The organism is Flavobacterium xanthum (assembly GCF_900142695.1).
Taxonomy (GTDB): Bacteria; Bacteroidota; Bacteroidia; order Flavobacteriales; family Flavobacteriaceae; genus Flavobacterium; species Flavobacterium xanthum.
This window is the reverse complement of sequence record NZ_FRBU01000026.1, coordinates 1-13,507: the sequence shown is the minus strand read 5'-3', so window position 1 is coordinate 13,507 and position 13,507 is coordinate 1. Positions and strand designations below refer to the sequence as shown.

Genomic DNA, 13,507 nt, shown 5'->3' with positions numbered 1-13,507 from the left:
CTAAAGATACAATTTATTGCAGCATTAGTCTTCTCTGTTAACGTTTTCTATAGAAAATGCGGGTTTACAAATGGCGATGTATTCGCAGGATTCGTCAAAAGGATTGGAGTATTGTACACGGGTGTTTCTTTCGATTTTGATAGATTGTCCTGCTTCTAGGATGATTGTTTCATCTTCAATGACAAATTGCTTTTTACCTTTAATAATATACGTGTATTCTTCAAAATCAGGAGTTTGAAATGGCTCACTCCAATTAGGTGGAGCAACCATGTGAGCAATAGAGATGTCATTATTACCTGTTGATGCCTTTCCGTGATGCTCTTCTATTAATTTCCCATCAGTGGTTGGTACAATAAAAGGCTTGTTTTGAATAAAATATTTTTTCATAATTGAGCTGCATTTTTTAGAATCAACCTTACAATGCGGTCAGGTTGACTTATTTTTTAAACATTTTTGTCAAGATTCCAAAAGCGCCTCTGATAAAAGTGGCACTAGTTAGAACTTTTAAAACAGATTTTCCAACAGCACTTGCTGTATCAGAACTCTGATTTTGTCGTTGTTGATCTTCTTGTGTTTGCTTGTGTATGGTTGTTTCCTCTTCGACAACAGCAATTTTTTTATTCAACATTTCATAAGCACTTTCGCGATCTATAAGTTCGCTGTATTTTTGTACTAATTTTGATTTGCTATTGATTTCTTGAATTTCGCTTTCTGTCAAAATGTCCATTCTGCTCATCGGAGCACGCATCATGGTGGCTGCGAGTGGCGTTGGAATTCCTTTTTCGTCTAAGGCGGTAACTAGTGCTTCGCCAATTCCTAAACTAGTTAGAATTTCATCAGTCTTGTAATATTCGGATGTTGGATAATTATCGGCGGTTTGTTTGATTGCTTTTCGATCATTGGCTGTAAATGCTCGCAAAGCGTGCTGAATTTTTAAACCTAACTGAGCCAGAATACCACTTGGAATATCCATAGGATTTTGTGTGATAAAATAAATTCCGATGCCTTTAGAACGAATTAATTTTACGATGGTCTCTATTTGCTCTAATAAAGTTTTGCTAGCTTCATTAAAAATCAGATGGGCTTCGTCGATGAAAATTACTAATTCTGGTTGGTCTGAATCTCCTTTTTCAGGCATTTGTTGATAAATTTCGGCTAATAAACTCAGCATAAATGTGGAGAATAATTTTGGTCTATCTTGAATATCAGTTAGTCTCAAAATATTGATGTATCCTTTTCCGTTTTCGTCAATACGCATTAAATCCTCTATGTCAAAAGACATTTCTCCGAAAAATAAGTCTGCTCCTTGTTGTTCAAGTTCAATTATTTTTCTTAAAATAGTTCCAGTTGTCGATGTGGAAATTTTGCCATATTGTTCTTCAATTTCATCTTTCCCTTCCTCGGTGATGTAATTAATTACTTTTTTGATGTCTTTTAAATCCAATAAAGGCATTTTGTGGTCATCACAATACTTGAAGATGACAGAAACCACACCAGCCTGTGTATCATTTAAATTTAGAATTCTGGAAAATAACACGGGTCCAAACTCAGATATAGTGGCGCGAAGTCGCACGCCATTTTGCTCAGACAAAGTTAATAATTCAACAGGAAAACGTGTAGTGGAATACGGAATGTTAATTTTAGCATGTCGTTCCATTATAAAAGGTTTTTCTTCTCCTTCCATTGCGATTCCGCTAAAATCACCTTTGATGTCCATCATTAAAACAGGTATTCCAAAGGTTGATAATTGTTCTGAAAAAACTTGTATGGTTTTAGTTTTCCCAGTTCCGGTAGCTCCCGCAATTAGGCCATGTCGGTTTATGGTCTTTAAAGGCACTTTTACAAATGTATTGGGTAAAGCTTCTCCGTCTAAAATCGCACCACCAAGAATAATGCTTTCACCTTTAGAACTATATCCTTGTGCTATTTGTTGAATAAATTTTTCCTTTGTGTCCATTATAGGTTGTTTTGAAATACGATGCAAGATATTATATTTTTCTAAAATTAACAATTTTGGTGTATACCGCAGTTTTCCTCCTTTTTTATTGTTAATACCGTAAAATAATAGTTTTCCTGCTAAATAGCATCTTATTGAATTATTATGTTAATTATTCATAAAAATATATATTATATTTTATAATAATGCCTAATTGTTTGCGTATATTGATATAAATGTAGTGTAAAAATCTATAAATATGTTTTTGAAATAAATTTAATTGTAATAAAATAAAAAAAAGTTTTTTTATTTGAACTAAAAATATAAATTTGCTCCACTACAAGTTTAATATAACTAAGATAAATTATTTAAAACTATTAAAATTAAAAAAAATGGCAAACGTTAAAAAAGAAAAAGGTGCAAACGGAGGAGGAATGATCTCAGGAATCATTATTGTAGCATGTATTTTTGTGGGATGGGTAATATGGAATTTTATAATGGGTAATGGTGCTAACTTCGAAGGCGGCGTAAATACAGGTCATCCACTGCCAGGTAATATGTTAGCAATGGTATATAAAGGAGGTCCTATTGTACCGGTATTATTAGGTTTGTTATTAATGGTTGTTGTGTTCTCATTTGAACGTTATGCTGTAATATCAAAAGCTTCAGGTACAGGAAATCTTGATCTTTTTATGAAAAATGTACAAAACGATATTAAAAGTGGTAATATTGAAGCAGCTATTGCTGCATGTGACAAACAAAAAGGCTCTGTTGCAAATCCAATAAAATCAGCTTTATTGAAATATCAAGAAGTTAAAAGAGAAGGTTTTGATAGCGAAGCTGCTGCAGAAACTATTCACAAAGAAATTGAAGAGGTTACTTCATTAGAGATGCCAATGTTAGAGAAACACATGACTGTGCTTTCTACAATGGTTTCATTGGGTACACTTGCAGGTTTGTTAGGTACAGTAACAGGTATGATTAAAGCATTTAGTGCATTGTCTGCTGCTGGTACACCAGATCAAGCTGCTCTTGCAAATGGTATTTCTGAAGCACTTATCAACACTGCAACAGGTATTTCTACTTCTGCTTTAGCAATTGTAGCTTACAACTTTTTTACTTCTAAAATTGATGATTTGACTTACTCTATTGACGAGGCAGGTAACACAATTGTAAATACTTACAGACACTACAGAAGTACACAAAAATAATTAATAATTTAATTTACAAGAAAATAGATAGTTGGAAAACGAAATCTATTTTCTTGTAAATATTAAAAAATATATTAATGGCTATAAAAATGAAAAAGAAAGCAGGGTCTACTGATATGACTGCAATGTGTGATGTTGCTTTCCTTTTGTTGTCGTTCTTTGTAATGACAGCTACAGCAAAGATACCGGAAGCATTGCCAGTAGATACGCCCGCTTCGGTTACTCAAACCAAGCTGCCAGATACTGATTTGGCTACAATAACTGTTGGGAAAGGGAAAGTATTCTTTGACCTAAAAGGAAGAGAAGTTCGTATAAAAGCGCTTGAATTAATGGGTCAAAAATATGGAGTTACCTTTACAGAGGAGGAAACTAAAACTTTTTCTTTAATGGAAGGTATTGGAGTTCCAATTACGAATCTAAAACAGTTGATTGGAATGAAAACCTCGGAACGCAATAAAGAGGGGTTGCAACCTGGAATCCCTAAAGATTCATTGGACAATCAACTGAAAGAATGGATCTACAATTCTCGCATAGCAAATATTGACGTTAACGACAAAGAATTGCAAATTGCTATCAAAGGAGATGCAAAAGAAGAATATCCTGCTATTAAACAAGTAATGGATATTTTACAGGATCAAAAAATCAATAACTTTAGTTTAGTTACTGGTCTAAGAGCAACAGAAAAATAATTAAAACACATACACTAAAATGGCTGAATTAAATACCGGCGACGGTGGAGGCAAAAAAGGTGGAAAAGTAAGAAGTAAAAAAGCAAATTCTAAAGTAGATTTAACTGCTATGGTGGATTTGGCATTCTTATTGATTACTTTCTTTATGCTTACCACGACCCTGTCTAAACCTCAATCTATGAGCTTGGGTTTGCCAGATAAGGAAGATGATAAAATCAAAGAAAAGCCCATTAAAGTTGACGAAAACCGTACGTTGACGGTGATGTTAGGTGATAATGACAAAATGGTTTATTATATGGGTTTATTGGCAACTCCAATTGCTGGTCCTAAGGATATATCTTATGGTAAAGAGGGTATTCGTAAAGAATTATTGAAAAGAAAATTATCAGTAATTGAATACACTGGTAACAAAGACAAAGGGTTAATCGTAATTATTAAACCAAGTAAAAAGTCAAGCTACCGTAATTTAGTAGATATACTAGATGAGATGAATATTGTGGGAGTACCTTCAAATGCAATTGTAAATGATTTCTCTCCAGAAGAATTAAAATTGTTAGAAGATAAATAAGATTTTCTTACTACTCAATAACCTAATAATTAAGAAAAATGAAATTAGATATATTCACAAACCAATGGCTTGATATTGTATTCGAGGGACGTAATAAGGCCTACGGCGCTTACGAACTTAGAAAATCAAATAACAAGACTGCAGTTAGAGCGCTTATTTTTGGTGCAATTGTTTTTGCGCTAGCAGTCAGTATGCCGCTTATTTTAAATTTACTACCTGATTCTACCGAAGCAGATGAAACTTTAGATAATAAAATTGTTACAATTAAATTGCCCCCTAAAAAGGAAGAGATAAAGAAGAATATCCCACCACCACCACCGCCACCTCCAAAAGTGGATCAAGTGAAGTTTGTAAAACCAGTCGTGGCTAAAGCGGAGGAAGTTACAGAGGAACCACCTAAAACTGTCGAAATAAAAGATAAAAAATTAGGTGCAGTTACGATCAAAGGAGATCCTGATGCAGTTTTAACTGTTGAACCAGTAGGTACAGGAACAGCTGCGGTAGTTGAAGAGGTAGATAATCAAATTTATAATACTGCTGGTATTGAAGTTAAACCTGACTTTCCAGGAGGGATTAATAAATTTTATAAATTTGTTGGTGATAACTATCAAACACCGGAAGAAGAAGGTTTAAAAGGTAAGGTTTACGTTACCTTCGTAGTTGAAAAAGATGGTTCATTAACAGATGTCAAAGTAATTAGAGATATTGGTTATGGTACAGGAAAAGAAGCTATTCGAGTTTTGAAAAAATGTCCAAGATGGACGCCGGGTGAACAAAATGGTAAGAAGGTAAGAGTACTTTATTCGCTTCCAATCACTATTCAATCTGCAGATTAATGTTGAATAACATACTTAGTAATATTAGGAAGAAATCGCTTAAAGAGCGATTTCTTCTTGTTTTAGGAATTTTGTTTTTTCTGGTATATCTTGTATTAGGTTTATTCATTATCTTCATGAAGAATTTCCCTTTAGATATGTCTCCAGCGTATAGAATCGCATTCGGAATTTTACTTATAGCTTATGCTTCATTTAGATTCTTCCGAATTATTAACGATAATAATAATTAGTTTATGAAAAAATTTGCTAAACTTCCATATTTTATTTTTTTCTTAGTACTAGTGTTAGGTTACTCTTGTAATCAAACTAATACGTCAAAGGAAGAGGAAACTATTTTGAAAGGTACTGCAACGGTCTTTGTTGATGAAACGTTGTCTCCTATAATAGAGGATCAGGTAGCCGTATTTGAGAATAATTATGAGGCTAAGATAAAGCTTGTTTCAAAATCGGAGTCTGAAGTCCTAAACTCTTTATTTAATGAAAAAGGAGCTATAGCGATTTTGTCTAGAAATTTGACAGCGGAGGAATTGAAAATTTTTAGATCGAGAAAAATTAACCCTAAAATAACGCCATTTGCTACAGATGCCATTGCGTTTATTGCTAATAAGAATAAGCAAGACTCGATAATCTCTCTTAAAGAGGTCATAAGTTTTATGCAAGGAAAGTCTACTCCATCAATTAAAGGATTGGTTTTTGACAATTTGAATTCAAGCACGGTGCGCTACATGAAATCTTTGGCAGGGATTGAGAGTATTCCTAAAAGTGGGGTTTTCTCCTTTAAAACCAATGATGAAGTGATAAAATATGTTTCGGAAAATTCAGATATGATTGGTGTTGTTGGTGTCAATTGGCTATCTCAGCCACAGCCAGCGATGCAAAAGTATGTTGATAATGTGAATGCTTTAAGAGTAACGGGTCTCGTAGGGAATGAATCCTACTTGCCATCGCAAAATAATATAGCAGAAAAAAAATACCCTTTGGCACGTGATTTGTATATAATCAACTGTCAAGGTTATTCTGGCCTAGGGATGGGGTTCGCTTCATTCGTTGGTGGAGATGTAGGACAAAGAATAATTTTAAAATCCGGGTTGTTACCTATACGTATTCCTGCGAGGAAATTTACAATAACTAAAAGCCAAAATGATGAAAAATAATTTAACTACAATGAACATGAATAAATTTACAACGTTAAGTGTTGCCTTATTGGCGTCAGCTTTTACGCTGCAAGCACAGGATATTAATCAAGCTAAAAAAGCGATTGATGCGGAGCAATTTGAAAGCGCAAAAACAATTTTAAAATCAATCATTAAAGCAAAGCCATCTAATGGAGCTGCATTTTTTACTTTAGGGAATGTTTATCTGAATCAAAATGTACAAGATTCTGCTAAGATTTATTTTCAAAATGGATTAAGCGCTTCTGATGGGGCTAAATTGAATCACATTGGTCTAGGTCAAATGGATTTAGATAAAAATGATGTTGCTGGTGCTCAAGCTAAATTTGCTTTAGCTACAGGCGACATGAGAAGAAAAGATTTCGAAGAATTTATTTATATCGGTAGAGCCTATATGAATGCGGTGAAACCAGATTACAAAAATGCAATCGCAGTTTTAAGTAGAGCTGCAATTAATAATGCGCAAGATGCTCAATTGCAACTGGCCTTAGGAGATGCTTATTATGGTGATGGTAAGCAAAATGAAGCTTATGTTGCATATAGAAGTGCTTTTCAGGCAGACAATACTTTGCTTAGAGCAAAAATGCAATTAGGAGTTTTGTTGAAAGGGGCTAAATCGTATGATGAAGCTTTAAAAGCGTACAATGAAGTAATTGCACTGAATCCAAATTATGGACCAGTATACAGAGAGTTAGCAGAAACGTATTATAAAATAGCACGTAACAAGCCATCTCAAGCTGCTTTAAATTACAAAACTGCAATAGGATACTACGATAAATACATGTCCTTAACAGATTATTCTATTCATTCTAGAATGCGTCGTGCCGATTTTCTTATTTTAGTAGAGGATTATGTAGCACTTGAAGCTGAAGCAAATAAAATGATAGAATTGGACAAAGTTAATCCAAGAATCTACCGTTATTTAGGATATGCTGCATACAAAAACGGTAATGTTGATGTAGCTATTAAATCATTGGACAGTTTTATTACTTCTCCAGGAAATAAAGCTATAGCATTAGATTATTTGTATTTGGGTTTAACTAAAATTAAAAAAGGAACTAGCGCTGATGGATTGTCAATTGATCCAATTGCTTTTCAAGCAGGTTTAGTGGATATCAAAAAAGCGATTGAAATGGAACCTTTAGCAGTCCAAGAATTAAGTGAAGTAGGTAAAAAATTATTTGCAGAAAAACTGTATACCGAAGCTGCTGCAATATTTGAATATGGTGCAAATACCAATGATTCTTCAAATTTCCTTGATGACAATGTTTATTTTGGTTTAGCGAATTACTACGCAAACATAAACAAAGAAAAAGGAGTGAAAGTTGATGTAGTTGGATTGGAAAAGGCTCTGGCAGCTTTTGATAAAGTGTTAGTAGCTTCGCCAACGTATTTAGAAGCTTATCTTTATAAAGCAAGAACCAACAGATTACTTGAAAAAGATGATGTTATGGTTAAGAATTATGAAGATTATGTAGCAAAAACTACAGAACTAGGAGCAGAAGAACTTGCCAAACCAGCCGTTAAGACTAAGATTATTGAATCTTACAATAATATGGCAGCAAGTTTTGCAAACACTGACAAGCCTAAAGCTATTGAGTACTTTAAAAAAACTCTTGCTTTAGATCCAGCAAATAGTTATGCTGCTGAGTCGATAAAGATTTTAAAATAGTTGAAATTTTTAAGGATAATAGAAACCGATAGTCATTTGATTATCGGTTTTTTTTGTGCTTAATATTTTAAGAGAATAATAGTTAAGGATAAAATTCTCATTTCTTACTATGGATTACATTGCTGATGGCTAACGCATTTTCGAAGTTTGTAATATTAGCTACCGATTTCAAATTAACTCCTTTTCAAATTAACTATCTTTGCACTTTAAAATAAAATAATGTTATCAAAAGAAATACAATTAGAAGTTAACAAAGGCGCGATGTTACCCTTGATGGAAGAATTTTATACCATTCAGGGAGAAGGATTTCATACTGGAACAGCAGCATATTTTATTCGAATAGGTGGTTGTGATGTTGGATGCCATTGGTGTGATGTAAAAGAAAGTTGGAATGCAGCATTGCACCCGCCAACGAGTATTGATTTGATAGTCGAAAATGCAAATAAGTATGCAGACACTGTCGTGGTTACCGGTGGAGAACCTTTGATGTGGGACATGACTTTGCTTACTCAAAAACTAAAAGAACAAAATTTAAAAGTTCATATTGAAACTTCAGGTGCTTATCCGCTCTCCGGAGCTTGGGATTGGATTTGTCTTTCGCCAAAGAAAAACAAATTACCGACAGAAACCGTTTATGATAATGCGCACGAGTTGAAAGTAATTATTTATAATAAACATGATTTTGTTTTTGCTGAAGAACAAGCCGAAAAAGTAAATCCAAATGCTATTTTGTTTCTTCAACCAGAATGGAGCAAAAAAGAAGAAATGACACCGTTAATTGTGGATTATGTCATGAAAAATCCCAAATGGCGCGTATCATTACAAACACATAAATATTTGAATATCCCTTAAAAATTAAACCCCAAAACATTTAATCCTGTTTTGGGGTTTTTCGTTATAGTCCTTGTGTGAAACTATTGGTTTTTTGAATTGCCAGCTTGTTCACTTTTTTAGTATTGAAGGATTTATTTTTATCTTGTCTCCTTCTAGGGTATTACTTTAAAATGAAAGTTTTGCTAAATAATCATAATGTTCCCCTTCGAGAATTAATTGGCATTGAAATCCATTATCTAAAGCAGCATTTTGCAAAGTATTATAATCAATGAACATCCAATCGAATGGTTTTTCCTTCTCGCCTTTATAGGAGATGTTGAAAACTATTTCGCCATAATATTCGTTTTTTGAAGGTATCCACTTGCCGCCATCTTCATCATCATCAAACATATAAATGATATCAGAACTGTCCAGTAAAATTTGACCACCAGGAAGCAGTAATGATTTTAATTTTAAAAGAAAATTAGGGATGTTTTTTAACTTTCCGCACATGCCAGCACCGTTCATTAATAATAAAATAGTATCGTATTTTTCATCTTCTATCGTCATTACATCTTGAACTTGTGCATTTTTAAGTCCACGAAGCGTGCAGGCTTGAATGGCATTTGTAGAAATATCAATTGAGGTAACATGTAAATTTCTTTCGTTTTGTAAATACAAACTGTGACTTCCTGCACCACAACCTACATCTAGCACTTTTCCTTTAGCAAGTTCTAGTGCTTTTTGTTCCATTAATGGCATTTCGTCGTGCGAACGGAATAAATAAGCAACGGACATTTCATCTTCTTCAGAGATGGTAGTCTCAGTAATTAAATCCTCTGGAGAATTATTGGTTTGATAATCGAGTATGGCTTGGCCAAAAAGGTCTTTCATTGTTTGTAATTCTAAATTCAACATTCATAAAGCTATAATCCTCGTTCAAAAAGTGTTAGTTTTGCAAAAAAATTAAACTTTCAATTTGAAACCTACTTTAAACGAACTTCCTAAAGAAGCCAAAGATAAGCATATCGAAAACAAAAAGTATTTCGATAAGCTGAAAAAAAAGACCCCGAAAAATTTAGATTATGTAATGCAGGATTTACATGATGCTGAATTCAAAAAAACAGATTGTTTGAAATGTGCTAATTGCTGCAAGACAACAGGGCCATTATTTACTTCTGCAGATATTGAGCGTGTGTCGAAATATTTGAGACAAAAGCCACAGCAATTTATAGAACAATATCTGCATGTTGATGAAGACCAAGATTATGTTTTGCAAAGTGTTCCGTGTACTTTTTTAGATCATGAAAATGCATGTATGATTTATGACGTCCGACCAAAAGCATGTCGCGAATTCCCGCATACGGACAGAAAGAAGTTTCAGCAAATTACAGATCTAACGTTAAAGAACGTCGCAATTTGCCCAGCTGCTTTTAATATAGTAGAAGAAATGAAGAAGAAGTTGCCATTATAATTTACAATTATATCTCCCTATTGTGATTTTCAATCCTTTTCTGTCGAGTAAAGGATTAATTTTTAATAAATCAAATATTTTGCGTTCATTTTCTTAAACTTTTGCAAGCCGTCCTTCCAGCTTTCTCTGATTTCTTTTTCTGAAATTCCATTTTCTATTTGCCGTTGGAGGTTTTTAGTTCCCACTAATTTTGTGAAAAAAGAATTGAAGAATTTTGCTTTATCTAAGGTAGAGTTATATGCTTTTAGAAGCCATTTCAATTCCAGTTGATTCAGTTTAGTTTGAGTGGTTAGGTCCTCGCCAAAACATTTTACTCCATTATGCAATGGGTTTTTAGCACCTAAATTTGGTTTTGGTATAAAACTAAAGGTATTGTTGGGTAAATAAGGTGATCCGTAAATTTGAAATTGCTTCTCTGTACCTCTACCAACACTTACATTAGTACCTTCAAAAAGACACAAACTAGCATAAAGAGCAACGGCTTGATCGTTCGGAAGATTAGGTGATGGTTTTACTGGTAGACTGTAGTTTAGATTTCTATTGTAATTGAGACAAGGAATTACTGTTAGTTGACATTGAATTCCTTGTTTTAACCATTTTTCTCCATTTATCATTTGTGCGTATTCGCCAATAGTCATTCCGTGAAGTACTGGTACGGGATGCATTCCTACAAAACTCGTAAATTCCATTTCTAAAATTGGACCGTCTACAGTACTTATGTTTGGATTGGGTCTGTCTAAAATCAATAAAGGAATGTTGTTTTCGGCACAAGCTTCCATAATATAGTGTAAAGAGGAAATGTACGTGTAAAATCGTGCGCCCACATCTTGCAAGTCGAAAACCAAGATCTCTATTCCAGCTAATTGTTCGGAGCTGGGCTTTTTGTTATCCCCATAAAGCGAAATAATAGGCAATCCTGTTTTATAATCTTTTCCGTCGACTACATGTTCACCCGCGTCCGCAGTTCCTCGAAAACCATGCTCTGGAGCAAAAATAGTTTGAATAGCTATGTTTTTTTCTAAAAAGAAATCAACCAAATGGGTTTTATTGGGTAAGATGCCTGTTTGGTTGGTTACAATACCAACTTTTTTATCTTTTAATAATGGCAGATAAGCATCAAAATTAGCAGCACCAGTTTTTACTGTTTGAAAGAGATTTTTTATTGTAGTTTTTGTATAGTTTTTTGTTTCTTCTTTAATCTTTATCGAACTTCCGCAAGACACGATTAGTAAAACAAATAATAAAAATGTATTTTTGAACACCAAACTAGATACCATATCAAATTGAATTTAGAATACTTTATTGCCAAACGACTTATCACTGCTAAAGATTATAAAAGTAGTATATCTGCGCCAATTATAAAAATTGCAATTTCGGCAATTGCCATAGGAATGATCATGATGATTGTTTCGGTAGCAACTGGGATTGGATTGCAACAAAAAATCCGAGAGAAGATTTCTGCCTTCAATGGCCATATTATTATTTCGAATTATGATAATAATCAATCGGAAGTTACACTTATTCCTATTTCTAAAAAACAAGATTTTTATCCAAAGTTCACTTCAGTTTCTGGAATAAGTCACATTCAAGCCATCGCAACCAAAGCAGGAATAATAAGAACCGAAACTGCTTTCGAAGGAGTAATCCTCAAAGGAGTTGGGCAGGATTACCAGTGGAATAATATTAAAGAATATCTGGTTTCAGGTAAATTGCCTGATTTCTCAAAAGAGCTTAATCAAGAGGTCTTAATTTCTCAATTCTTGTCTAAAAGGTTGAATCTAAAAGTAGGTGATTCTTTTAATACGTTTTTCATTAAAGAAAGTCAAAACAAACTACCAAACATCCGAAGATTTAAAATCACAGGTATTTTTAACTCTGGATTTCAGGAATTTGATGCCACTTATTTAATAGGAGACATTCGACACTTGCAGCGCATTAATAAATGGAGTCCCGATCAAGTGGGAGCTTTTGAGGTTTTTGTAGATGACTTTAATACTATTCAGGAAACAGGTGAGCAGGTTTATGCACAAACGTCTTCTACGTTAGATACGAAATCCATAATCGAAAAATACAGTTATATATTCGAATGGCTTCAATTGTTCGATTTTAATATTATAGTAATTTTAGCGGTCATGATACTTGTCGCCACCATTAATATGGTTGTTGCGCTTTTAGTGCTCATTCTTGAACGCACTCAAATGATAGGAATTCTTAAAGCTTTAGGGGCAAATAATTGGTCAGTTAGAAAAATATTTCTGTACAATGCCTTTTACCTTATAGTGAGAGGACTGTTTTGGGGAAACCTCATAGGGATATCGTTGTTGTTGATTCAGCAACATTTTGGTGTCATCAAACTCAATCCAGAAAATTATTATGTCAATCAAGCCCCAGTTTATTTGAACTGGGGATATATAGCCTTGCTTAATGCTCTTACAGTTGCTGTTTGTTTCTTGGTGTTGCTAATTCCATCCTATATAATAACTAAAATTTCACCAGTAAAAGCCATCCGTTTCGATTAAACTTCATTTGGGCGTTTCCCTCTATAAAAAAGAGGCTATTATCTAAATGGGTAGTAGCCTCTTTTTTATAGAGGGTCGGGCTATTCGCTACAAGTCCTCGTCAAGTTGCGTTACACTTCACTTGCCTGCGGGCTTTTTGCTACTATCCCTAACGCGGGGAGTTGTATAATTGATTTAGAATTCGGTGTACCTTATATATAGGAATAGAATGTCTTAATACAATGAGAACCGCAATAAACAAACAAGCAACAACTGCCCAGGCGATAAAAACTTCCTACCTTTCTTCGATGATACTGCATTCAAGGACCTGATTTCAGTATTAATCTTGTCTGTAATCCCAACAAAGAGGTTTAGAGAACCAATTAATGTCTAAAAGGAGTCACATATCCGATCGCTGCTAGCGCGATATAATGACAAAAAAACTAGATTTTGATCCTTTTAACATGCTTAGCTTTGGAAAGGGAGAGAGAAGTACAAAAAACTTTTACTTTCAAAATTCACGGTTTCAGTAAGTTAAAGATTAAGTTAAGAAAAGGATAAAAAAAGAGTTTAAAAAAGCTTGAATACCGGTATAAAGGAGTTAGTTTTGCACCCGCAACAACGGCAAACGTTCTTTT

The 13,507-nt window shown here is 33.9% G+C and carries 13 protein-coding genes; 9 read left to right on the top strand and 4 right to left on the bottom strand.

Translation table 11 applies throughout. The annotated features are described in order from the left end of the window. Window positions 1-24 precede the first annotated feature (24 nt). Together BUC11_RS11500 and BUC11_RS11495 are read right to left on the bottom strand one after the other, a co-directional pair. On the bottom strand, window positions 25-387 hold the full coding sequence (locus BUC11_RS11500; protein ID WP_073354202.1) for a cupin domain-containing protein: 363 nt from the start codon (window positions 385-387) through the stop codon (window positions 25-27). Between the two features lie 49 nt (window positions 388-436). Then, window positions 437-1,957, bottom strand: a complete 1,521-nt coding sequence (locus tag BUC11_RS11495; protein ID WP_073354201.1) for a helicase HerA-like domain-containing protein — start codon at window positions 1,955-1,957, stop codon at window positions 437-439. 371 nt (window positions 1,958-2,328) lie between these two features. On the opposite strand from BUC11_RS11495, the gene BUC11_RS11490 reads away from it, so the two are divergent. The 7 genes from BUC11_RS11490 to BUC11_RS11455 all read left to right on the top strand — a co-directional run bounded on the left by BUC11_RS11490 (window position 2,329) and on the right by BUC11_RS11455 (window position 8,936). After that, window positions 2,329-3,147, top strand: a complete 819-nt coding sequence (locus BUC11_RS11490) for a MotA/TolQ/ExbB proton channel family protein (RefSeq protein WP_073354199.1) — start codon at window positions 2,329-2,331, stop codon at window positions 3,145-3,147. 89 nt (window positions 3,148-3,236) lie between these two features. Continuing rightward, window positions 3,237-3,836, top strand: a complete 600-nt coding sequence (locus BUC11_RS11485) for an ExbD/TolR family protein (RefSeq protein ID WP_231379944.1) — start codon at window positions 3,237-3,239, stop codon at window positions 3,834-3,836. A gap of 19 nt (window positions 3,837-3,855) precedes the next feature. After that, a complete protein-coding gene (locus BUC11_RS11480) occupies window positions 3,856-4,404 on the top strand; it encodes an ExbD/TolR family protein (RefSeq protein WP_073354195.1) in 549 nt (182 codons plus the stop codon). A 38-nt stretch (window positions 4,405-4,442) separates the two neighbouring features. Continuing rightward, window positions 4,443-5,240, top strand: a complete 798-nt coding sequence (locus BUC11_RS11475) for an energy transducer TonB (RefSeq protein WP_073354194.1) — start codon at window positions 4,443-4,445, stop codon at window positions 5,238-5,240. 233 nt (window positions 5,241-5,473) lie between these two features. Continuing rightward, a complete protein-coding gene (locus tag BUC11_RS11465; protein WP_073354191.1) occupies window positions 5,474-6,394 on the top strand; it encodes a PstS family phosphate ABC transporter substrate-binding protein in 921 nt (306 codons plus the stop codon). Next, window positions 6,384-8,084 carry a tetratricopeptide repeat protein gene (locus BUC11_RS11460; protein WP_317041246.1) on the top strand — a complete coding sequence of 567 codons (1,701 nt, stop codon included), beginning with the start codon at window positions 6,384-6,386 and terminating at the stop codon, window positions 8,082-8,084. Before BUC11_RS11465 ends, BUC11_RS11460 begins: the two co-directional genes overlap by 11 nt. Before the next feature lie 219 nt (window positions 8,085-8,303). Next, entirely contained in the window at window positions 8,304-8,936 is a 633-nt protein-coding gene (locus BUC11_RS11455) for a 7-carboxy-7-deazaguanine synthase QueE (protein WP_073354189.1), read from the top strand. A gap of 147 nt (window positions 8,937-9,083) precedes the next feature. Here the strand turns inward: BUC11_RS11455 and BUC11_RS11450 are convergent, their stop codons facing one another. Further along, window positions 9,084-9,791 (bottom strand): class I SAM-dependent methyltransferase, encoded by a 708-nt coding sequence (locus BUC11_RS11450; protein ID WP_073354241.1) that lies wholly within the window; start codon window positions 9,789-9,791, stop codon window positions 9,084-9,086. 85 nt (window positions 9,792-9,876) lie between these two features. Between BUC11_RS11450 and BUC11_RS11445 the strand changes: the two genes are divergently transcribed. Beyond that, window positions 9,877-10,371 (top strand): YkgJ family cysteine cluster protein, encoded by a 495-nt coding sequence (locus BUC11_RS11445; protein ID WP_073354188.1) that lies wholly within the window; start codon window positions 9,877-9,879, stop codon window positions 10,369-10,371. A 62-nt stretch (window positions 10,372-10,433) separates the two neighbouring features. Here the strand turns inward: BUC11_RS11445 and BUC11_RS11440 are convergent, their stop codons facing one another. Next, window positions 10,434-11,648: an exo-beta-N-acetylmuramidase NamZ family protein gene (locus tag BUC11_RS11440; RefSeq protein WP_073354185.1), complete on the bottom strand. Its 1,215-nt coding sequence runs from the start codon at window positions 11,646-11,648 to the stop codon at window positions 10,434-10,436. Between the two features lie 6 nt (window positions 11,649-11,654). Between BUC11_RS11440 and BUC11_RS11435 the strand changes: the two genes are divergently transcribed. Next, a complete protein-coding gene (locus BUC11_RS11435; RefSeq protein WP_073354184.1) occupies window positions 11,655-12,890 on the top strand; it encodes an ABC transporter permease in 1,236 nt (411 codons plus the stop codon). Window positions 12,891-13,507 lie beyond the last annotated feature (617 nt).